The organism is Streptomyces sp. NPDC046335, assembly GCF_055587985.1.
In genome coordinates, this window is the sequence record NZ_JBVJFF010000003.1 from 96,044 (window position 1) to 117,190 (window position 21,147).

General features: G+C 72.0%; 22 protein-coding genes and 1 pseudogene. 19 read left to right on the forward strand and 4 right to left on the reverse strand.

Annotation, left to right across the window (positions count from 1 at the left end; translation table 11 throughout):
* Positions 1-59 precede the first annotated feature (59 nt).
* From ACZ6JY_RS07365 to ACZ6JY_RS07380, 4 genes are read left to right on the forward strand one after another with little or no spacing between them, the layout of a single operon-like run.
* Entirely contained in the window at positions 60-890 is an 831-nt protein-coding gene (locus ACZ6JY_RS07365; protein WP_469193174.1) for a helix-turn-helix domain-containing protein, read from the forward strand.
* Positions 887-1,198 carry a DUF397 domain-containing protein gene (locus ACZ6JY_RS07370; protein ID WP_469193176.1) on the forward strand — a complete coding sequence of 104 codons (312 nt, stop codon included), beginning with the start codon at positions 887-889 and terminating at the stop codon, positions 1,196-1,198. Before ACZ6JY_RS07365 ends, ACZ6JY_RS07370 begins: the two co-directional genes overlap by 4 nt.
* 9 nt (positions 1,199-1,207) lie before the next feature.
* Positions 1,208-2,605 carry a hypothetical protein gene (locus tag ACZ6JY_RS07375; protein WP_469193178.1) on the forward strand — a complete coding sequence of 466 codons (1,398 nt, stop codon included), beginning with the start codon at positions 1,208-1,210 and terminating at the stop codon, positions 2,603-2,605.
* A gap of 50 nt (positions 2,606-2,655) precedes the next feature.
* Positions 2,656-3,381, forward strand: coding sequence for a hypothetical protein (locus ACZ6JY_RS07380; RefSeq protein ID WP_469193179.1), 726 nt, complete (start codon positions 2,656-2,658; stop codon positions 3,379-3,381).
* On the opposite strand, the gene ACZ6JY_RS07385 is transcribed toward ACZ6JY_RS07380, so the two are convergent.
* Positions 3,339-3,800, reverse strand: coding sequence for an NUDIX hydrolase (locus tag ACZ6JY_RS07385; RefSeq protein ID WP_469193181.1), 462 nt, complete (start codon positions 3,798-3,800; stop codon positions 3,339-3,341). The two genes, ACZ6JY_RS07380 and ACZ6JY_RS07385, sit on opposite strands and share 43 nt — an antisense overlap.
* 241 nt (positions 3,801-4,041) lie before the next feature.
* Between ACZ6JY_RS07385 and ACZ6JY_RS07390 the strand changes: the two genes are divergently transcribed.
* Positions 4,042-4,461, forward strand: coding sequence for a VOC family protein (locus ACZ6JY_RS07390; RefSeq protein ID WP_469193898.1), 420 nt, complete (start codon positions 4,042-4,044; stop codon positions 4,459-4,461).
* Here ACZ6JY_RS07390 and ACZ6JY_RS07395 read toward each other — a convergent pair.
* Both ACZ6JY_RS07395 and ACZ6JY_RS07400 read right to left on the reverse strand, forming a co-directional pair.
* Positions 4,450-5,169 (reverse strand): annotated as a pseudogene (locus ACZ6JY_RS07395) (helix-turn-helix domain-containing protein); the annotation flags it as partial. The gene ACZ6JY_RS07390 and the pseudogene ACZ6JY_RS07395 overlap by 12 nt on opposite strands.
* A 5-nt stretch (positions 5,170-5,174) precedes the next feature.
* The gene (locus tag ACZ6JY_RS07400) at positions 5,175-6,119 is read right to left on the reverse strand and encodes an AraC family transcriptional regulator (RefSeq protein WP_469193183.1); all 945 of its coding nucleotides are present in this window, start codon (positions 6,117-6,119) and stop codon (positions 5,175-5,177) included.
* Between the two features lie 80 nt (positions 6,120-6,199).
* Between ACZ6JY_RS07400 and ACZ6JY_RS07405 the strand changes: the two genes are divergently transcribed.
* Positions 6,200-7,069, forward strand: coding sequence for an NAD(P)H-binding protein (locus ACZ6JY_RS07405; RefSeq protein ID WP_469193185.1), 870 nt, complete (start codon positions 6,200-6,202; stop codon positions 7,067-7,069).
* Positions 7,070-7,180: 111 nt separating this feature from the next.
* Here the strand turns inward: ACZ6JY_RS07405 and ACZ6JY_RS07410 are convergent, their stop codons facing one another.
* Positions 7,181-8,323: a YihY/virulence factor BrkB family protein gene (locus ACZ6JY_RS07410; RefSeq protein WP_469193187.1), complete on the reverse strand. Its 1,143-nt coding sequence runs from the start codon at positions 8,321-8,323 to the stop codon at positions 7,181-7,183.
* Between the two features lie 17 nt (positions 8,324-8,340).
* On the opposite strand from ACZ6JY_RS07410, the gene ACZ6JY_RS07415 reads away from it, so the two are divergent.
* The 13 genes from ACZ6JY_RS07415 (at position 8,341) to ACZ6JY_RS07475 (ending at position 21,116) form a co-directional block, all read left to right on the forward strand.
* Positions 8,341-9,975, forward strand: a complete 1,635-nt coding sequence (locus tag ACZ6JY_RS07415; protein ID WP_469193189.1) for an acyl-CoA dehydrogenase family protein — start codon at positions 8,341-8,343, stop codon at positions 9,973-9,975.
* A gap of 271 nt (positions 9,976-10,246) precedes the next feature.
* The gene (locus ACZ6JY_RS07420) at positions 10,247-11,545 is read left to right on the forward strand and encodes a GAF domain-containing protein (RefSeq protein WP_469193191.1); all 1,299 of its coding nucleotides are present in this window, start codon (positions 10,247-10,249) and stop codon (positions 11,543-11,545) included.
* 23 nt (positions 11,546-11,568) lie between these two features.
* The gene (locus tag ACZ6JY_RS07425; protein ID WP_469193193.1) at positions 11,569-12,156 is read left to right on the forward strand and encodes a GNAT family N-acetyltransferase; all 588 of its coding nucleotides are present in this window, start codon (positions 11,569-11,571) and stop codon (positions 12,154-12,156) included.
* Between the two features lie 113 nt (positions 12,157-12,269).
* Positions 12,270-12,353, forward strand: coding sequence for a putative leader peptide (locus ACZ6JY_RS07430; RefSeq protein ID WP_324611535.1), 84 nt, complete (start codon positions 12,270-12,272; stop codon positions 12,351-12,353).
* Positions 12,354-12,487: 134 nt separating this feature from the next.
* Positions 12,488-14,185, forward strand: coding sequence for a nitrite/sulfite reductase (locus ACZ6JY_RS07435; protein ID WP_469193195.1), 1,698 nt, complete (start codon positions 12,488-12,490; stop codon positions 14,183-14,185).
* Entirely contained in the window at positions 14,182-14,361 is a 180-nt protein-coding gene (locus ACZ6JY_RS07440) for a hypothetical protein (RefSeq protein ID WP_447040718.1), read from the forward strand. The genes ACZ6JY_RS07435 and ACZ6JY_RS07440 overlap by 4 nt, the downstream gene beginning before the upstream one ends.
* Positions 14,358-15,074 (forward strand): phosphoadenylyl-sulfate reductase, encoded by a 717-nt coding sequence (locus tag ACZ6JY_RS07445; RefSeq protein WP_469193197.1) that lies wholly within the window; start codon positions 14,358-14,360, stop codon positions 15,072-15,074. The genes ACZ6JY_RS07440 and ACZ6JY_RS07445 overlap by 4 nt, the downstream gene beginning before the upstream one ends.
* On the forward strand, positions 15,071-15,667 hold the full coding sequence (cysC, locus tag ACZ6JY_RS07450; protein ID WP_469193199.1) for an adenylyl-sulfate kinase: 597 nt from the start codon (positions 15,071-15,073) through the stop codon (positions 15,665-15,667). Before ACZ6JY_RS07445 ends, cysC begins: the two co-directional genes overlap by 4 nt.
* On the forward strand, positions 15,664-16,602 hold the full coding sequence (gene cysD, locus ACZ6JY_RS07455) for a sulfate adenylyltransferase subunit CysD (RefSeq protein WP_469193201.1): 939 nt from the start codon (positions 15,664-15,666) through the stop codon (positions 16,600-16,602). Before cysC ends, cysD begins: the two co-directional genes overlap by 4 nt.
* A 2-nt stretch (positions 16,603-16,604) precedes the next feature.
* A complete protein-coding gene (locus ACZ6JY_RS07460; RefSeq protein WP_469193203.1) occupies positions 16,605-17,972 on the forward strand; it encodes a sulfate adenylyltransferase subunit 1 in 1,368 nt (455 codons plus the stop codon).
* Positions 17,973-18,283: 311 nt separating this feature from the next.
* On the forward strand, positions 18,284-19,348 hold the full coding sequence (locus ACZ6JY_RS07465) for an aliphatic sulfonate ABC transporter substrate-binding protein (RefSeq protein WP_469193900.1): 1,065 nt from the start codon (positions 18,284-18,286) through the stop codon (positions 19,346-19,348).
* 45 nt (positions 19,349-19,393) lie between these two features.
* A complete protein-coding gene (locus tag ACZ6JY_RS07470) occupies positions 19,394-20,185 on the forward strand; it encodes an ABC transporter ATP-binding protein (protein WP_469193205.1) in 792 nt (263 codons plus the stop codon).
* A complete protein-coding gene (locus ACZ6JY_RS07475) occupies positions 20,172-21,116 on the forward strand; it encodes an ABC transporter permease (RefSeq protein WP_469193208.1) in 945 nt (314 codons plus the stop codon). The genes ACZ6JY_RS07470 and ACZ6JY_RS07475 overlap by 14 nt, the downstream gene beginning before the upstream one ends.
* The last annotated feature ends 31 nt before the right edge of the window (positions 21,117-21,147 follow it).

Sequence of the window (21,147 nt, forward strand, 5' to 3'; positions counted from 1 at the left end):
CTCTTGATGGCTTGGCGGGGTTCACCATCAGAACATTCAGACACCTGGGGGTACCAGCCGTGGCCGCCGACACCATCAGCAGCGAACCCGGACCGTGCGAAAGTCTCAAGATCTTCGGCGCGGTTCTTCAAGGCTTCCGAGAACGCGCGGGCCTCACGCAGGAGGCGTTCGCCCGGCGCGTGCGGTACTCCGTCCACTGCGTGGCGTCGGTCGAGCAGGGCCGCCGGTTGCCTCCGGCGCGGTTCGTGGAACGGGCCGAGGAGGTCCTCGATGCCTTTGGAATCCTCCGCAAGGTCGCGGCGAAACTGACCCGCCAGCCGGGCCTCGCGGCCTGGTTCCGTCAATGGGCCGGGCTGGAGGAGCTGGCCATCAGCCTCTACACGTACGAGAGCCGGTTGGTCCCGGGCCTGCTCCAGACCGAGGCGTACGCCCGCACGCTCTTCGAGAACCGGGTTCCGCTGCTGAGCGACGAGCAGGTCGACATCCAGTTGGCCGCGCGGCAGGAGCGGCAGCAACTGCTCCCGGACCGGCCGAACACCGCGTTCAGCTTCATCCTCGAAGAGCACATGTTCCTGCGCCGCACGGGCGGCGTGGAGGCCACGCGTGACCTCATCGACCATGTGCTGGCCCTGGACCGCATGCGGAACGTGGAGATCCAGGTGATGCCGCTCGCGCGGGAGGTGCACTCCGGGCTGAACGGGCCCATGCGACTGCTGGAAACCCCGGAGAACCGGTGGTTCGGTTACATCGAGGGGCAGGAGACCGGCCAGTTGCTCTCCGAACCACGAACGATCAGCGTGCTCCAGATGCGGTATGCGAAACTGCGATCGCAGGCCCTCACCCCCGAGGATTCCGTGAGCCTGCTCCGGCAGATGCGAGGAGCGCTATGAGCAACGGCACAAGTGAACTGGCCTGGTTCAAGAGCAGCCACAGCGGCTCGCAGGGCGACGACTGCATCGAAGTAGCCCTCGACTGGCGCAAGTCCAGCTACAGCGGCGACGACAGCGGCGACTGCGTCGAGGTGGCCCGCGGCTGGCGCAAGTCGACGTACAGCAGCGGCTCAAGCGGCGACTGCGTCGAGATCTGCCCTTGCCCGTCCACCATCCACGTACGAGACTCCAAGAACCCGCAAGGACCTCAACTGGCCCTCGCCCCCCAGGCCTGGGGGGAGTTCATCAAGCACACCGCAAACCGCTAAGCGAGCAGCATGCGAACCGCACCCGCGCGCGGGCCCTCCGCGCCGCCCGAGCCGGAGCCCGAGCCGCCACCGGCCGGCAGGGTCGTGTCGTGGCTCGGCACCCTGGGGCCGATCGCCGTGGGGTACGCGGTGTTCCAGGCCCTGGTGGGGCTGCTGCCCGATGCCCTGTACGGGGACACCGCACGCTATTCGCTCGCCCTGGTCAGCGGCCTCGGCACCGGGCTCTGCGCTTGGCTGGCCGGGGCGCTGATGCGGGCGAGGGCGGGCGGTAGCGGGGTCACGGGGAGGCTCGACGGGGTTCCACCGCAGCGGGGGCCGGGTACGGCCGCGCGGGGCGGTGGGGCGGGGCCGCTGCCGGGTCTGTCGGCGGCCACGTACGAAACCCTCGCCGCCCGGCTCACGGTCTTCGACGATCCGCTGCGGGGCCGTCTCAGCGGCTGGCCGCACGCGCTGGACGAGCAGTCCCAGCCGGTGCGGCCGACGGCGACGGGGACGGCGTACGGACTGCACACGGTCCTTGAACTGGGCGTGCCGGACGGGCGGTTGCGCGCATCGGAGCTGGTCGAGACGCTGTGGCGGCTTCGGCTGCCCGACGGCGGCTGGGCGGCGCGCTCGCAGGGTGCCGTGCCACGCCCCGAGGTGACCGCACTGGTGCTCGGCGCGCTCGCGCGGGCGGGCGCGGACCCGCAGCGGCTCGCGGCGGAGGCGGAGCAGTGCGCGGACCGGTTCCGGCACGAGATGGAGCCCGCAGGGCTTGAGATGACGCACGTGGTGACCACCGTGCTGCGCGGGCTGCTGCGCGCGGCGCCCGAGACGGACGCACTGCCGCGGCTGCGGGACGCGCTCGTCGACGGAGCGGTCACCGACCCGGCCCGGCAGCACCGGCGCTGCTGGGGCGCGCGGCTCGCGCCGCTCGGCGGGCGCCCGGTCGCGCCGTCGCCCGTGCACACCGCGCAGGCCGTGGTCGCGTTGGACCGGACGGCGCGGGTGCTCGGCGAGGACGCGAACGCCCGTGCCACCCGCCAGGACGGCATCCGCTGGCTGCTGGCCTGCCCGGGGCCCGCCCACGACGGCTGCGAGGACCTGGAGAGCGGCCACGAGTCGGTGCGCCGCCCGCACCCGGTCGACGCCTCGCGGCACGAGGTGCTGTCCGTACGGCACTTCTCGGCCGCCTGGGTGATGCGGGCCCTGCTGACGCCGGGGGCCAGGGAGACGGCGGCCGATGAGGGGCTGGACGCGGCCTGGCACGAGATGCTCGCCGGTGCCGCCGCCTCGGTCTGGCGCCAGCAGAGCGACGGGATCTGGACGTGGGACGGTGACGATCTCGCCCACCCGCTCTGGATGACCTATCAAGGGCTTTCGGTGCTGCGGGCACATGCCGTATGGATGTATCAGCCGGGTGACTGAACCCCCGGCTCCGCGTGCGCGCGTGCGCGGCTGACGAGGGGGAGAATCCATTGGGTGGTCGGCACGTCCACGACGCGAGACGGCTCCTCGAAGAAGCCCTCGACGAATCCACGGGGGACGATCTGGTGCGGGCCGCCCGGACGGTCGTCTCCGAACTCGGCTCCGAGGAACGGCTCCTGCCCCTCGTACGGGAGCTGGCCGAGGGCGAGGGCGACCCCTCGGGCTGCGCTCTCCTGTCGTACCGGCACGTCCTCGGCTTCGACAAGCTGCTCCTCATCGACGGCGGGCCGCGGCACATGCTGCGCGCCCACATCTGGCATCCGGGCCCGAACGGCCGCGAGGACGTCCACAACCACCGCTCACCGCTGGCGTCGCGCGTGGTGCGGGGCACGCTCGGCATGGAGCTGTACGAGGCGGCCCACGCGGCGTCGGACGGCGGCGCGCCCGCGTCGTGGTACCGCGAGTCGCTGTCGGACGACGGAGGCGACTGGCTGCTCAAGCCGGCCGGAGGCGCCCGGCTGCGGCTCGCGCTGACCATGGAGTACGCGGCGGGCAGTGGCTACGCGCTGCCGCCGGACGCCTTGCACCGGGCGTGGTGCGCCTCCACGGGCCCGACGGTCACGCTGTTCCTGGAGACGGGAGCGGAGCGGCGCCGGTACACGGACGTGTTCACGGGACCTGGCGCGGCGGACGCGGGCGCGATGGTGAGGAAGAAGCCGCTGGAGGTGTCGGACTACCTGGCGGAGCTGGCCGTACTCGCGGAACTCATCAGCTGACGGGAGTCCTGGCCGAAGGCCTGGCGGACGATCTCGCGGTTGTAGTCGTCGATGTCGACCGAGCCGAAGTCGGCCGGCGCCAGCCAGCGGTAGGCCTGGTCGGGCAGGGGGAGCGTCACGTCGAAGGTGAGGGGGCGGACGAGGAAGTTGTCCTGCCAGTTCTTCACCTCGTGGCCGTGGTAGACACTGAGGAAGGAGGATTCGCCGACCTTGTGCATCACTTCGCCGAGGAGCCCGGTCTCTTCCTTCAGCTCTCTCAGGACGCCGTCGCGCGGACTCTCGTCCGGGTCCAGCTTTCCGCACGGCACGCCCCACACCCGGGGATGGAACCGCTCCGTCTCACTGCGCCGCACGAGCAGGACGCGGCCATGATGGGCCACGACAGCCGCCGCGAGCCGGTTGTCACCGGGATAATCCATACCCTCCAACGTAGCGGGGATCGGGGGAGGGTGACAGTCGGCCGGGGCGCGTCTCGGCCATCTGGCCGTGTTCTGGCTGGTCGCGCGGGGGCGGAACATAGACGCCCGTCAACTGATCGCCGTAGCCGGTCACCCACACGGCCCGCAGCGCGTCTGCGCGGGCGGCCCGTCGGCCGGCCGGGGCGCGCCGTGTCCGTTTCGTTCAAGACCCCGCACCGGATGCTTTCCTACGCTGCGAGGCATGAACAGCACACCGATCCCACGCTTCGACCTCATCGGCCTCGTCGTCTCCGACATGGCCGCGTCCCTCGCCTTCTACCGGCGGCTCGGCCTGCGCTTCCCCGAGGACGCCGAGAGCGCCCCGCACGTCGAGGCCCAGCTCCTCGGCGGTCTGCGCATCGCCTTCGACACGGAGGAGATCGTCCGGTCCTTCCACCCCGGCTGGCAGCCGGCCGCCGGCGGCGGCCGGATCGGGCTCGCCTTCCTCTGCGCCTCCCCCGAGGCCGTCGACGCCACGTACGCGGAGCTGACGGCCGCCGGGCACGAGAGCGAGCTCAAGCCGTTCGACGCTCCCTGGGGGCAGCGGTACGCCACCGTGCTCGACCCGGACGGCAACGGAGTCGACCTCTTCGCGCCGCTCGACCACCTGCCCGTTCAGTAGCCCGCCGAGGGTAAGCCCGGTCAACTCCCGTACCTCGCGCGCCAGATGGGCCTGATCGGCGAAGCCCGCCTCGGCCGCCGTGCGCGCGTACGGCAGACCGTCGCGGGCGAGCGCGAGCGCCCGCTGAAGCCGCAGCACCCGGGCCAGCGTCTTGGGCCCGTAGCCGAAGGCGGGCAGTGAACGGCGGTGCAGAGTACGGGCGTTGAGCCCCACCCTCGCGGCGGTCTCGGCGACCGGACGCCCGGCGGCCAGGCAGCGGACGACCTCGGCGAGGAGCGGGTCGGGGGGCGCGGCGTCGGCGGCGCGCTCCACGGCGACGGCTTCGAGAGCGGCCATGGGGTCGTCCGCGGCGTCCACCCGCCGGGTCAGGCGGCGGGCCCGCGCCGAGGTCCACAGGTCGGCCAACTCGACTCGCTGGTCACGCAGTTCGTGGGCCGGTACGCCCAGCAGGGCCGGGGCGGTGCCGGGAGCGAAACGGACACCGACATGGCGGCCGCCGGTCTCCGTGCCGCCCGGTACGTACGCGCGGGTGTCAGGACCGGCGACGAAGAGCCGCCCTTGCCTCCACAGCAGGTCCATGCAGCCGTCGGGGAGCACGGGACGGACGTCGTCGTCGCCACCGGCGGCGGCCGGGACGCTGGTCCAGACGACCGCGCCGGTCAGCCGGGACGGCCGCTCGTGATAGCGCGCGGTGTGCTGGTCGGCCACGCGCCTCAGGCTACGCCGCCACGGCCGCGATGCTCCTGCGGGCTGACCCCGTACACCCTCTTGAAGGCGCCGGAGAGGGCGAAGGCGCTGCCGTAGCCGACCTTGCGGGCGATGGAGGCGATCGTCAGCCCGCTGTCGCGCAGCAGGTCGGCGGCGAGCGCGAGCCGCCAGTTCGTCAGGTACGTCATCGGGGGCTCCCCCACGAGTTCCGCGAACCGCCGGGCGAGCGCGGCCCGCGAGACGCCCGCCTTCGCCGCGAGGTCCGCGATCGTCCACGGGTGCGCCGGGTCGTCCTGGAGCAGCCGCAGGGCGCGGCCGACGACGGGGTCGCCCATCGCCCGGTACCAGGCGGGGGCCTCGGCCTCGGGCCGGGAGAACCAGGCCCGCAGGGCGGCTATGAGCAGCAGGTCGAGGAGGCGGTCGAGGACGACTTCCTGGCCGGGGTCGGCGCGGCTGATCTCCTCGGCGAGCAGCGGGGTGAGCGGGCAGTCCCACACCTCCGTGGGCAGTACGAGGAGGGGCGGCAGCGCGTCGAGGAGCCGTCCCGTGAGCTCGCCCCGCATCTGGTAGGTGCCGATCAGCATCTCCACGGAGCCGTCGCGTGACTCGCCCCAGGCGCGGAGCCCCAGATCGGCGTAGCGGGCGACGGGGGCGCCGTCCAGCGGTACGCAACGCTGGCCGGGCCGGATCTCGGCGAAGGGCGCGGTGTCCGGCCCGTCGGCGCAGGTGTAATGGTCCGGGCCGCGGGCGATGGCGACGTCACCGGGGCGGAAGCGCTGCGCCGGCCCGCCGTTCTCCGGGCGGATCCACGCGGTGCCCCGCACCATGATCATGACGGAGAGGGGGGCCTCGTCCGCGATGCGCACGGACCAGGGCGGGTCGAACAGCGCCCGGATCATGAAGGCACCGCGCGCCCGCGGGCCTTCCAGCAAGCCTGCCAGTACGTCCATGGCGGCAGCGTAGACGTACGCGTATGGCCGTGAGCTTCTCGCCGATGGGCGCGGGGCCTGGGGGCCGGTTGACTGAACCCATGACGACGAACACGGACATGACGAACACGGACGCGGGCGTTCGGACACTGCTGGTGACGGGCGCGACCGGGCGGGTGGGCCGCCGGGTCGTGGAGTCGGCGGAGGCGGCCGGGCTCACGGTACGGGCGGCCTCGCGGAACGGCGCGGGCTCGCGGGACGGGGCGGTGCGGTTCGACTGGGCGGACCGGTCGACGTGGGCGGACGCCCTGCGGGGCGCCGACGCGGCGCACATCGCGTACCTGCCGGATGTCGGGGCTCCCGGCGCGGCCGAAGCGGTCGGCGCGTTCGCGCGGCTCGCGGTCGAACTCGGCGTGGGGCGGCTGACGCTGCTCTCCGCGCGCGGCGAGGACCAGGCGCACGCGACGGAGCAGGCGGTACGGGACTCCGGGGCGCGCTGGACGATCGTAAGGGCGGCGTGGTTCGCGCAGAACCTGAGCGAGGGCCCGCTGCTCGACGGCATGCGCGCCGGGGAGCTGGTGTTCCCCGCGGGTGAGGTGCTGGAGCCGTTCATCGACACGAGGGACATAGCGGACGTGGTGGTGGCTGCCCTGACGCGCGGCTTCGCCGGCCGTGTCCTGGACCTGACGGGCCCGCGGCTGCTCTCGTTCCGCGAGGCGGTCGCGGAGGTTTCGGCGGCGGCGGGGCGGGACATCGCGTACGTTCCGGTGTCCGCGAAGGAGTACGGGGCCGCGCTCGCGGACTTCGGCGTCCCGCCCGGGGAGGCGGAGTTCCTGGTGGAACTCTTCGAGACGAACCTGGACGGGCGCAACGCGGAGCTCTCCGAGGGGGTGCGGGAGGTCCTCGGGCGCGCCCCGAGGGACTTCACGGCCTTCGCCCACGAGTGCGCGGCGGCCGGCGCCTGGCAATGACCCAGCCCTGGCAGGGCCCGCCCCACACCCCCACGGGGCTCCACCCCGGACCCCGCTCCTCAAACGCCGGAGGGGCTAAATTTTCCCGCCTGAAGCTCGCGGGGCGCCCACCTACTCCGGAGGAGGCTGGTCGCCGTTCTTCTTCGCGTGGGTCCTCAGGCGGGAGGTGACGTCGTCCGGGGGGAGGAAGCGGGACCAGCGTTCCGGGAACTCCGAGGGCATCTCGGGGTCGTCCGGGTCCAGGTCCGCGTACGCCTCGCGCGCGGCGGCCGCGCGGGCCACGACCTCCGCGGCCTGCGCCTCCCTTATGCGGTCGTTGGCCGCACGCGCGGCGGCCGTGGCGACGGAGGGCCAGACGCGGTCGATCGCCGCGTTGACGGCCGCGCCCACCAGGACCGCGAAGGCCGACACGCCGATCCACAGCAGCACGGCCACCGGCGCCGCGAGCGAGCCGTAGATCGTCGGGCCCTCCACCGTGCTGGTGAGGTAGATCCGGAGCAGGAAGCTGCCGAGCACCCACATGCCGAGCGCGACCAGCGCGCCCGGCATGTCCTCGACCCACGGCGACCGCACCGGCACGGACACGTGGTAGAGGGTCGTCAGGAAGACGATGGAGAGGAGGACGACGACCGGCCAGTAGAGGATCTGGACAACCGTCGTGGACCCGGGCAGGAGGTCCACCACCGCGTCGGGCCCCGCCACCATCAGCGGCAGTGCCACCGAGCCGATCAGCAGCGCCACGAGGAAGAGGCCGAAGGCGAGGATGCGGGTCTTGACGATGCCGCGCACCCCGTCGAGGCCGTACATGACGGTGATCGTGTCGATGAAGACGTTCACCGCGCGCGAGCCCGACCAGAGGGCGAAGAGGAAGCCGATGGAGATGACGTCGGGCCGGCTGACCTTGATGACGTCCTCCAGTATCGGCTGCGCGATCTGGCTGACCCCCCGGTCGGACAGGACCGTGCGCGACGCCTCCAGGATGTTGTTCTGGACGCTGGCGATGGTGTCCGCGCCCGTCCACGTGTCGACGTAGGCGAGCAGCCCGATCAGGCTCAGGAGCAGCGGCGGCACCGAGAGCAGCGTGAAGAACGCCGCTTCGGCCGCGAGCCCGAGGATGCGGTACTCGATGCACGAGTTGACGGTGTCCTTGAGCAGCAGCCAGGCGGTCCTGCGCTTGGAGACGTTTCGATACAGAACGCGGGCCCGGTTCCAGCGCCCCGCGGGCTGCCCGGGTGTTTCTTTTGCCTGGTGCACCTCCTTACCGTAGCGGCATGGCAGCCACCACCCACACAGTGACCAACCAGGCTCCGCCCCTGGTCGGATATGACGTATTCGCGTCCGACCGGGCCCTCGTGGAGGGCGTGGAGCGGCATCTGGACCCCGCGCTCCTGAGCGCGGCCCGCGACGAGCTCTCGCTGCTCGGCCGCAGCGCCGGTTCGGCCCAGGCACAGGAGTGGGGGACGCTGGCCGACCAGAACCCTCCCGTGCTCCGCACGCACGACCGGTACGGCCACCGGATCGACGAGGTCGACTTCCATCCGTCCTGGCACCGGCTCCTCGGCAAGGCGGTCGGCGCGGGCCTGACCGCCGCCTGGACGCGGCCCGGCGGGCATGTGCGCAGGGCCGCCGGGTTCCTGGTCTGGTCGCAGACCGAGGGCGGGCACGGCTGCCCGGTCTCCATGACGCACGCGGCGGTGCCCGCGCTCCGCGCCGACCCGGCGCTGGCCGCCGAGTGGGAGCCGCGCCTGACCTCGACCATCTACGACCAGGGTCTTCGCCCGGCGTCGCAGAAGGCCGGCGTCCTCTTCGGAATGGGCATGACGGAGAAACAGGGCGGAAGCGACGTAAGGGCCAACACGACACGCGCGCGTGCCCTGGCCGAGGACGGGACGTACGAGCTGACGGGCCACAAGTGGTTCTGCTCGGCGCCGATGTCGGACGGCTTCCTGGTCCTGGCCCAGGCCGAACAGGGGCTGACCTGCTTCCTCGTGCCGCGCGTCCTGGAGGACGGCACGCGCAACGCCTTCGCGATCCAGCGGCTCAAGGACAAACTGGGCAACCGGTCCAACGCCTCCAGCGAGGTCGAGTTCGACGGGACGTGGGCGCGCCGGGTCGGCGAGGAGGGGCGCGGGGTGCGCACCATCATCGAGATGGTGGCCGCCACCCGCCTGGACTGCGTGATCGGTTCGTCGGCCCTGATGCGGCAGGCCGTCGTGCAGGCGGTGCACCACGCCACGTACCGGGAGGCGTTCGGCGGCAAGCTCATCGACAAGCCGCTGATGCGCAACGTACTGGCCGATCTGGCCCTGGAGTCGGAGGCGGCGACGACGCTGGCGATGCGTCTCGCCGCCGCGTACGACGACGGGGGCGAGCAGGAGCGGGCGTTCCTGCGCCTCGCGGTGCCCACGGCGAAGTACTGGGTGACCAAGCGGTGTACGCCGATGGTCGGCGAGGCCCTGGAGTGCCTGGGCGGCAACGGCTACGTCGAGGAGTCGGGCATGCCCCGGCTGCTGCGCGAGGCGCCGCTCAACTCCATCTGGGAGGGCTCGGGCAACGTACAGGCCCTCGACGTGCTGCGGGCGTTGCAGCGCGAGCCGCTGGCGCTCAACGCGTTCCTCCAGGAGGTCGGCAAGGCGCGCGGCGCCGACCACCGCCTGGACGGCGCGATCAAGGACCTGCTGACGGAACTGGCCGACCTGGCGGGCGTCGAGGCGCGGGCCCGGCGCCTGGTGGAGCGCATGGCGCTGGTGCTCCAGGGATCGCTGCTGGTCAGGTACGCGCCCCCGGAGGTCGCCGACGCGTTCTGCGCCTCGCGGCTCGGCGGCGACTGGGGCGCGGCGTTCGGCACACTGCCGCACACCCTGGACCTGGCCTCGGTGGTGGAGCGGGCCGCCGCGCGCCCGTAGCGGGACGCCCGGGAGCTGACACGGGGGTGGTGCTGCGCCGACACGGCACCACCCCCGCACTTCAGGCCCCTTGAGGAGCGTGAACACCGCACGGGCGGCGTTGGGTACAGATTCGTCCGCCTGACGGGGCCGCGCCAGAGTTGCAGGAGGTTGCAACGCGCGGCGGGCGCCCCCGTTGATTCATTGTCGAACCATCACGTGGCGGCGCGGTCACAGGGCACGATGAAGGGATGCCCGGCACACCGGTCCGGTGCGAAAGGACTCCGCGGTGATGAACGCTCCCTCCACGATCGACCTCGCACGAATCTCCGCCATGGACCGCACTCAGGCCGCGCGGCTCCTGACGGGCGTGCGCGACGCCACGCTCTCCGGGCGGCGTCCGCTCGTCCTGCCGCGTCCGGTGATCGGCGACTCCTGGGTGCGCATGATGACCGGCGGTGTCGACCCCGACCGCGGCCACCGGTCGAGTCCGCTGGGCGAGGAGGAGCTGGAGCAGCGCAGGCGTGCCTCGCCGCTGGCGGAGGTGCTGCCGGCCGTGCGGCACGCGCTGGTCCCCGTGGCGGACGCCGCGCAGCACATCATGGTGGTGTGTGACGCGGACGGGCGGGTCCTGTGGCGTGAGGGCAGCGCGGCGGTGCTCCGCCAAGCGGACGCCCTCGGTTTCACGCCCGGGGCGGACTGGAGCGAGGACGTCGTGGGCACCAACGGTGTCGGCACCCCGCTGGTGGTGCGGCGCCCGGTGCAGGTGTTCTCCGCCGAGCACTTCGTGCGCACCCAGCACGCGTGGACGTGCACGGGCGCCCCGGTGACCGATCCGCGCGACGGCAGGCTGCTCGGCGTGATCGACGTCAGCGGCCCGCTGCGGACCATGCACCCGGCGACGCTCGCCCTGGTCGACTCGGTGGCCAAGCTCGCGGAGGCCCGGCTGCGGGAGCGGCACGAGAGGTCGCTGAACCGGCTGCGGGCGGTGGCGGCCCCCATCCTGGCCCGTCTCGAGGGCCGGGCGGTCGCGGTGGACGTGCACGGCTGGACCGCCACCGTCACGGGGATGCCCCTGGAGGACCGCCTGGCCCTGCCCAAGTCGCTCATGGCGGGCCGGTCCTGGCTGCCCTCGCTCGGCGTCTGCCGGGTGGAACCGCTGCCCGGCGGCTGGCTGCTGCGCCCGGACGACCCCGGGGACGAACCGGAGCCGCCCGCGGCCGCCCGGCTCGTCCTGAACGTCAGAGGGGCCCGCCGCTGGACGATCACGGCGCTCGGCGGCGCCCGCGACTGGACCCATGAACTGAGCCCCCGCCACGCCGAGCTGCTCTACGTCCTGTCCACGCACCCCGAGGGCCGCAGCGCCTCCGACCTGGCCCGCGACATCTTCGGCGATCCCGCCCGCACGGTGACGGTCCGCGCCGAACTGTCCCGTGTCCGCCGCTACCTGGGCGGGCTCCTCGAACACCGCCCCTACCGCTTCCACGAGGAGGTCCGGGTCGAGGTGGTCCTGCCGGACGACCCCTCCGGCCTCCTGCCGCACTCGACCGCGCCCGCCGTGCGCCGGGGGCGGTGCGTGGCGGGGCCGTGAGCGGCCATGATTCGCTGGGCCCCATGAGCCTCACTGTCACCACCTGGTCGCTGGAGCAGACCTCCCCGCGCGACCTGCTGCCCGCCGCCGCGCCCGAGGGCGACGTACGCGTCATACGCGCCGAAGTGCCCTCGCCCGAGTTCAGCCGCTTCCTCTACGCCTCCGTCGGCGGCGACATCCGCTGGACCGACCGGCTGTCCCTGACGTACGCCGAGTGGGAGAAGCTGCTCGACCGGCCGGGCGTGGAGACCTGGGTCGCGTACGACAGGGGCACACCGGCCGGGTACGTGGAGCTGGCGGCGCGCGGCGAGAGCGGTGACGGGCCGGAGGGCGTCGTCGAGATCGTCTACTTCGGGCTCCTGCCCTCCTTCCGCGGCCGCAGGATCGGCGGCCACCTCCTCTCGTACGGGATCGCGCGCGCGTGGGACCTGGCGGGGCGGTGGCCGGGGCTCGCGCCGACCGAGCGGGTCTGGCTGCACACCTGCTCCAAGGACGGCGAGCACGCCATGGACAACTACCTGCGGCGCGGCTTCCGCCTCTTCGACACCAAGGTCGAGCAGGAGCCCGACGTGCCGAATCCGGGGCCGTGGCCGGGGGCCGCGAGGGACTGACACTGACCCCCGCTGATGTGACCGACGACACCCTTGTCCACGATACGGGACAAGGGTGTCCACATTTTGGATAATGCTGGACTGGGCCGAAAGTCCCGTGACACGCTTCCGTCATGGATCGCACTGGAACTGCCTTGGTGAGTCGGCGTCACGTCGACCTCGGCCGCATGTCCAGCGCCATGTGTCCGGCCTGCTGATCGACTCAGCACCGCCGCACATCTGATCACCGGTCTTCCCTGACTTTCTCCTGCGCAGCGCCGCGCGCACATTTCGCATGTGCCCATACCCGCAGGTCAGAACTGGTTTCCCGCTGCCCGAAGGACGTAACCCGATGCCCGCCACGCCAGAGAAGCCTGCCCCAGCCACGCCCCGCCGCAAGGCGAGCCGTCACCGCGGCGAGGGCCAGTGGGCCGTGGGTCACTTCACGCCGCTCAATGGGAACGAGCAGTTCAAGAAGGACGACGACGGTCTCAACGTGCGGACACGTATTGAGACGGTCTACTCGAAGCGCGGCTTCGACTCCATCGACCCCAACGACCTTCGCGGGCGCATGCGCTGGTGGGGTCTGTACACCCAGCGCAAGCCCGGGATCGACGGCGGCAAGACCGCGGTCCTCGCCCCGGAGGAGCTGGACGACGAGTACTTCATGCTGCGGGTGCGCATCGACGGCGGGCGGCTGACCACCGATCAGCTCCGCGTCATCGGCGAGATCTCCGAGGAGTTCGCGCGCGGCACCGCCGACCTCACCGACCGGCAGAACGTCCAGTACCACTGGATCCGCATCGAGGACGTGCCCGAGATCTGGCGGCGGCTCGAAGCCGTCGGGCTCCAGACCACCGAGGCCTGCGGCGACACCCCGCGCGTCATCCTCGGCTCCCCCGTGGCGGGCGTCGCCGAGAACGAGATCATCGACGGCTCCCCCGCCATCGACGAGATCCAGCGCCGCTTCATCGGCAACCCGGAGTTCTCGAACCTGCCGCGCAAGTTCAAGACGGCGATCTCCGGCTCCCCGCAGCTCGACGTGGCGCACGAGATCAACGACGTCGCCTTCGTCGGCGTGCACCACCCCGAGCACGGCCCCGGCTTCGACCTCTGGGTCGGCGGCGGCCTCTCCACCAACCCCAAGCTGGGCGTGCGCCTCGGCGCCTGGGTGGCCCTGGACGACGTACCCGACGTGTTCGCCGGTGTCATCGGCATCTTCCGCGACTACGGCTACCGCAGGCTCAGGAACCGCGCCCGCCTGAAGTTCCTCGTCGCCGACTGGGGTCCGGAGAAGTTCCGCCGGATCCTGGAGGACGAGTACCTGGAGCGGAAGCTGGCCGACGGCCCCGCGCCCGAGCAGCCCGCGGGCGTCTGGCGCGACCACCTCGGCGTGCACAAGCAGCAGGACGGCCGCTTCTACGTGGGCTTCGCCCCGCGCGTCGGACGCGTGGACGGCGCCACCCTCACGAAGATCGCCGACGTCGCCGAGGCCCACGGCTCCGGCCGCCTGCGCACCACCGCCGAGCAGAAGATGATCGTGCTCGACGTCGAGCAGGAGCAGGTGGAGCCGCTCGTCTCCGCGCTCGAAGCGCTCGACCTGCGGGTCAACGCCTCGCCGTTCCGGCGCGGCACCATGGCCTGCACCGGCATCGAGTTCTGCAAGCTCGCCATCGTCGAGACCAAGGCCCGCGGCGCCTCGCTCATCGACGAACTGGAGCGCCGCATCCCGGAGTTCGACGAGCCGATCACCATCAACCTCAACGGCTGCCCGAACGCCTGCGCCCGCATCCAGGTCGCCGACATCGGCCTCAAGGGCCAGCTGGTCCTTGACGACGACGGCAACCAGGTCGAGGGCTACCAGGTGCACCTGGGCGGCGCCCTCGGGCTCGACGCCGGGTTCGGCCGCAAGGTCCGCGGCCTGAAGGTCACCGCCGACGAGCTGCCCGACTACGTGGAGCGGGTCCTCAAGCGCTTCCAGGCCGAGCGCGAGGACGGCGAGCGGTTCGCCGCCTGGGCCGCCCGCGCCGGCGAGGAGGACCTCAAGTGAGCGAGCGTGCGGCGCCCTTCCACTGCCCCTACTGCGGTGACGAGGACCTGCGGCCGAACGAGACCGGCCACGGCGCGTGGGAGTGCGCGGCGTGCAACCGGGCCTTCCAGCTCAAGTTCCTCGGGCTCCTCGCCCGGGGCGTTCAGCGCACCGACGGCGGAGGGGATCGGATATGACGGCCACTCAAGCGCGTGAGACCCGGACGAACGACGAGCTGAAGGCGCTCGCCGAGCAGGCCGGGCGCGACCTGGAGGACGCCTCGGCCCCGGAGATCCTGAAGTGGGCCGCGGACACCTTCGGCCCGCGGTTCTGCGTGACCTCCTCCATGGAGGACGCGGTCGTCGCCCACCTCGCCTCGCGTGCCATGCCGGGCGTGGACGTCGTCTTCCTCGACACGGGCTACCACTTCCCCGAGACCATCGGCACCCGCGACGCCGTGGAGGCCGTGATGGACGTCAACGTCATCACCCTGACGCCCCGGCAGACCGTCGCCGAGCAGGACGCCGAGTACGGCCCGAAGCTGCACGACCGCGACCCCGACCTCTGCTGCAAGCTGCGCAAGGTCGCGCCCCTCGAAGAGGGCCTGACCGGGTACGCGGCCTGGGCGACGGGGCTGCGCCGCGACGAGTCGCCGACCCGCGCCGACACCCCCGTGGTCAGCTGGGACGAGAAGCGGCAGAAGGTCAAGGTCTCGCCGATCGCCCGCTGGACGCAGGACGATGTCGACGCGTACGTGAACGAGCACGGCGTCCTCACCAACCCCCTCCTGATGGACGGCTACGGCTCGGTGGGCTGCGCGCCCTGCACCCGCCGCCTCCTTGAGGGCGAGGACGCACGGGCGGGACGATGGTCCGGCAACGCCAAGACCGAGTGCGGGATCCACGGATGACCGCGGGGCAAGCGGCGGTCCCGGCGACCGCGGGACGACAAGCACTTCAGGAGAATCACGTGACCGGAGCCACCGTCTGGCTCACCGGCCTGCCCAGCGCCGGGAAGACGACCATCGCGTACGAGCTGGCGGGCCTGCTGCGCACTCAGGGCCGCCAGGTCGAGGTGCTCGACGGCGACGAGATCCGCGAGTTCCTCTCGGCGGGCCTCGGCTTCGGCCGCGCGGACCGGCACACCAACGTCCAGCGCATCGGCTTCGTCGCCGAACTCCTCGCCCGCAACGGCGTCCTGGCCCTCGTACCGGTCATCGCGCCGTTCGCGGACAGCCGCGAGGCGGTGCGCAAGCGCCACCAGAGCGGCGGCACGCCCTACCTGGAGGTGCACGTCGCGACGCCGGTCGACGTCTGCTCCGTACGCGATGTGAAGGGCCTGTACGCCAAGCAGGCGGCGGGCGAGATCTCCGGGCTCACCGGGGTCGACGACCCCTACGAGGAGCCCGAGTCGCCCGATCTGCGCATCGAATCGCAGGACCAGACGGTGCGGGAGTCCGCCGCGGCCCTGCACGCTCTGCTCACCGAAAGGGGTCTGGCATGACCACCGTGGCCACCGTGACCGACGAGGGCACCGACAGCCCCTACGCGCTCAGCCACCTCGACTCCCTGGAGTCCGAGGCCGTGCACATCTTCCGCGAGGTCGCGGGCGAGTTCGAGCGGCCGGTGATCCTCTTCTCCGGCGGCAAGGACTCCATCCTGATGCTGCACCTGGCGCTGAAGGCGTTCGCCCCGGCCGCCGTCCCCTTCTCGCTCCTGCACGTGGACACCGGGCACAACTTCCCCGAGGTCATCGAGTACCGCGACCGGGTGGTGGCCGAGCACGGGCTGCGCCTGCACGTCGCATCGGTGCAGGAGTACATCGACGCGGGCAAGCTGCGCGAGCGCCCCGACGGCACGCGCAACCCCCTCCAGACGGTGCCGCTCACCGAGAAGATCCAGAGCGAGAAGTTCGACGCGGTCTTCGGCGGCGGACGCCGTGACGAGGAGAAGGCGCGCGCCAAGGAGCGGGTGTTCTCGCTGCGCGACGAGTTCTCGCAGTGGGACCCACGCCGCCAGCGCCCCGAGCTGTGGCAGCTCTACAACGGCCGGCACGCCCCCGGCGAGCACGTGCGCGTCTTTCCGCTCTCCAACTGGACCGAGCTGGACGTGTGGCAGTACATCGCCCGCGAGGACATCGACCTGCCGCAGATCTACTTCGCGCACGAGCGCGAGGTCTTCCAGCGGTCCGGCATGTGGCTGACCGCCGGTGACTGGGGCGGCCCCAAGGACGAGGAGACCGTCCAGAAGCGGCTCGTCCGCTACCGCACGGTCGGCGACATGTCCTGCACCGGCGCCGTCGACTCGGACGCGACGACGCTGGACGCCGTCATCACCGAGATCGCCGCGTCCCGGCTCACCGAGCGCGGGGCGACCCGGGCCGACGACAAGCTCTCCGAGGCCGCGATGGAAGACCGCAAGCGCGAGGGGTACTTCTAACCATGAGCAACACCACCGCCGTGACCGAGCAGTTCGCCGATCTGTCGGCCACCACCCTGCTGCGGTTCGCCACCGCCGGATCCGTCGACGACGGCAAGTCCACCCTGGTGGGCCGGCTCCTGCACGACTCCAAGTCGGTCCTCACCGACCAGCTCGAAGCCGTCGAGCGGGCCTCCCTCGGCCGCGGCCAGGACACGCCCGACCTGGCGCTGCTCACCGACGGCCTGCGGGCCGAGCGCGAGCAGGGCATCACCATCGACGTGGCCTACCGCTACTTCGCGACCCCGCGGCGCCGGTTCATCCTGGCCGACACCCCGGGGCACGTGCAGTACACGCGGAACATGGTCACCGGCGCCTCGACGGCCGACCTCGCCGTCGTCCTCGTCGACGCCCGCAACGGCGTCATCGAGCAGACCCGCCGGCACGCCGCGGTCGCCGCGCTGCTGCGCGTCCCGCACGTCGTGCTCGCCGTGAACAAGATGGACCTCGTCTCCTACGACGAGAAGGTCTTCGCGCGGATCGCCGAGGAGTTCACGGCGTACGCCGGTGAGCTGGGCGTCCCCGAGATCACCGCCATCCCGATCTCCGCGCTCGCCGGTGACAATGTCGTCGAGCCGTCCTCCAACATGGACTGGTACGGCGGCCCCACCGTCCTCGAACACCTGGAGACGGTCCCGGTCAGCCACGACCTGGCGACCTGCCACGCCCGCCTCCCCGTGCAGTACGTGATCCGTCCGCAGACCGCCGAGCACCCCGACTACCGCGGCTACGCGGGACAGATCGCGGCCGGCACCTTCCGCGTGGGCGAGTCGGTGACGGTCCTGCCGTCGGGCCGCAGCTCGAAGATCGCCGGGATCGACCTGCTCGGGCAGCCGGTGGACGTGGCGTGGACGCCGCAGTCGATCACGCTGCTCCTGGAGGAGGACATCGACATCGCGCGCGGCGACCTGATCGTGCCGAGCAAGGACGTCCCGCCGTCCACGCAGGACATCCAGGCGACGGTCTGCCACGTCGCGGACACGCCGCTCGGCGTCGGCCAGCGGGTGCTGCTCAAGCACACCACCCGCACGGTCAAGGCCATCGTCAAGGAGATCCCCTCCCGGCTCACCCTCGACGACCTCTCCCAGCACCCGGCCCCCGGCCAACTGGTCGCCAACGACATCGGCCGGGTGCTCGTCCGCACCGCCGAGCCGCTCGCCCTCGACGCGTACGCGGACTCCCGGCGCACCGGATCGTTCCTGCTCATCGACCCGGCGGACGGCACGACGCTCGCGGCCGGCATGGCGGGCACCGCCTTCGCCGCGCCGGACTCCGACGAGGCGGCGGCCGCGGCCCTGGCCTCGGCGGACGACGAGGGCTGGGACTTCTGACCATGTCCTACGCCGACGTGTTCGCGACGTTCGCGAAGGAGGGCGGCCGCATCGGCAGCGGCGCCCTCGGCAGTGGTCAGGGAGGCGTCGCCCGATGTGCGCGATGACGTACGCGCACCGCTCGCGCGCCCACCGCACCGCCCCACGAAGACGTATACCGCCGAGAGCCCCGGCCGCGCCCTGACGGCGTGAGCGCCGGGCCGACGAGAGGACCCCCTCCCGTGCCAGCCCGCCACACCTCCCGCCCCACCGGCTCCCGCGCCACCGGCCGCCGCACCACAGGCCGCCGCGCCCGCGCGGCCCTCGCCGCCCTGCCGCTGCTCGCCCTGACCCTGACCGCCTGCGGCTACGGCTCCCAGGCGGACGAGCAGAGCGGCCGGTCGAAGATCGCCGCGGGGGCGAAGAAGATCGACGGCCTGGACAGCGTGAAGATCGGGTACTTCCCGAACCTGACCCACGCCACCGCTCTGGTCGGCAGCCACGAAGGCATCCTCCAGAAGGAGCTGGGCGGCACCGAGGCGAAGTACTCCCAGTTCAACGCCGGTCCCTCGGAGATCGAGGCGCTGAACGCGGGCTCGGTCGACATCGGCTGGATCGGCCCCTCCCCCGCCATCAACGGCTACACCAGGTCCCAGGGCAAAAACCTGCGGATCATCGGCGGCTCGGCCTCCGGCGGCGTCAAGCTCGTCGTGAACCCCGAGAAGATCAGGTCCCAGAGCGACGTCAAGGGCAAGAAGATCGCCACGCCGCAGCTCGGCAACACCCAGGACGTGGCCTTCCTCAACTGGATCGCCGAGAAGGGCTGGAAGGTCGACGCGCAGAGCGGCAAGGGTGACGTCTCCGTGGTCCGCACGGACAACAAGATCACCCCGGACGCCTACAAGTCGGGCTCCATCGACGGCGCCTGGGTGCCCGAGCCGACCGCGTCCAAGCTGGTCGCCGAGGGCGGCAAGGTGCTGCTCGACGAGGCCGACCTGTGGCCGGACAAGAAGTTCGTCATCACGAACATCATCGTGCGGCAGGAGTTCCTGGAGGAGCACCCGAAGGTCGTCGAGGCCGTGCTGCGCGGCTCGGTGAAGACCAACGCCTTCATCGAGCGGAACCCGGAGAAGGCCAAGGCCGCCGCCAACGCCCGGCTCAAGGCGGACTCCGGCAAGCCGTTGCCCGCCGAGGTGCTCGACCCGGCCTGGAAGTCCATCCGGACCACCGACGATCCGCTGGCCGCCACGCTCGACGCCGAGGCCGGCCACGCGGTCGAGGCGGGGCTCCTGGAGAAGCCCGACCTCAAGGGCATCTACGACCTGCGTCCGCTGAACAAGGTCCTCAAGGCCGCGGGTGAGTCCCCGGTCGACGACGCCGGTCTCGGCGTCGAGTAACCACCGAAGACGCCCCGTTCCCTGGATTCCCTGGAGGTGACGACCATGGCGACCACCCTCGCCAAGGCCGCCGAGGACATCGGCACCACGGCCACGCACGCCGCCCGCATCGAGCACGTGTCCAAGCGCTTCGACGGCCCCGCCGGGCCCCAGCTCGTCCTGGACGACATCACCCTCGATGTCGCGCCCGGCGAGTTCGTGACGCTGCTCGGCGCTTCGGGCTGCGGTAAATCGACGCTGCTCAACCTCGTGGCCGGGCTCGACAAGCCCTCGGCCGGGGCCATCGCGACCGACGGCCGCCCGGCCCTGATGTTCCAGGAGCACGCCCTCTTCCCGTGGCTGACCGCGGGCAAGAACATCGAACTCGCCCTGAAGCTGCGCGGCGTACCGAAGGCGGAGCGCCGCCCGCGCGCCGAGGAGCTGCTCGAACTCGTCCGGCTGCACGGGGCGTACGGCAAGCGGGTGCACGAGCTGTCCGGCGGCATGCGCCAGCGTGTGGCCCTGGCCCGCGCGCTCGCCCAGGACAGCCAACTGCTGCTGATGGACGAGCCGTTCGCGGCCCTGGACGCCATCACCCGCGATGTGCTGCACGACGAGCTGACCCGCGTCTGGCGCGAGACGAACGTCTCCGTCCTCTTCGTCACGCACAACGTCCGCGAGGCCGTGCGCCTCGCCCAGCGCGTCGTGCTCCTCTCGTCGCGTCCCGGCCGGGTGGCGCACCAGTGGCGGGTCGACATCCCGCACCCGCGCCGCATCGAGGACTCCGCCGTGGCGGAACTCTCGCTGGAGATCACCGAACAACTGCGTGGGGAGATCCGCCGCCATGGCCAGCACTGAGACGACCGGCGAGGCGAAGTCGGCCGACGGGGCGACGAACGCCGGCGCGGCCGGGACCGCAGGCGACGGCCAGGACCTCGCCGGTCTCGAGGCGGGGCTCGACGCCCTGGAGTCCCAGGCGGGCCCCGTCCGCACCCCGGTGCGCCAGGTCCTCGTACAGAAGGTGCTGCCGCCGCTCTCCGCGGTGCTGCTCATCCTGGTGGTCTGGCAGGCGCTGGTCTCCTTCAAGATCGTGGACGACCCGAGCAAGCTGCCCTCGCCGTCCGCGGTCTGGGACGAGGTCCGCGAGGCCTGGCTCCAGGGCACCCTCCTCGACTACATCTGGACGTCCGTCTCGCGCGGCCTCCTCGGCTTCCTGCTCGCCCTCGTGATCGGCACACCGCTCGGCCTGATCGTGGCGCGGGTGCGGTTCATCAGGGCGGCCATCGGCCCGATCCTCTCCGGCCTCCAGTCGCTGCCGTCGGTGGCGTGGGTGCCGCCCGCCGTGCTCTGGCTGGGCCTGGACAACAAGATGATGTACGCGGTGATCCTGCTCGGCGCCGTCCCCTCCATCGCCAACGGCCTGGTCTCCGGCGTCGACCAGGTGCCGCCGCTGTTCCTGCGCGCGGGCCGCACGCTCGGCGCGACGGGGCTGCGGCACACCTGGCACATCGTGCTCCCGGCCGCGCTGCCCGGCTATCTCGCGGGGCTCAAGCAGGGCTGGGCGTTCTCCTGGCGGTCGCTGATGGCCGCCGAGATCATCGCGTCCTCGCCCGAGCTGGGCATCGGTCTCGGCCAGTTGCTGGAGAACGGCCGCAACGCCAGCTCGATGCCCATGATCTTCCTGGCCATTCTGCTCATCCTCGTCGTCGGCATCGCCATCGACCTGCTGATCTTCAGTCCGCTGGAGCGGCGGGTCCTGCGCGGCCGCGGTCTCCTGGTGCGGAGCTGACCACCATGCATCCCACGCAACCCCTGCGTCT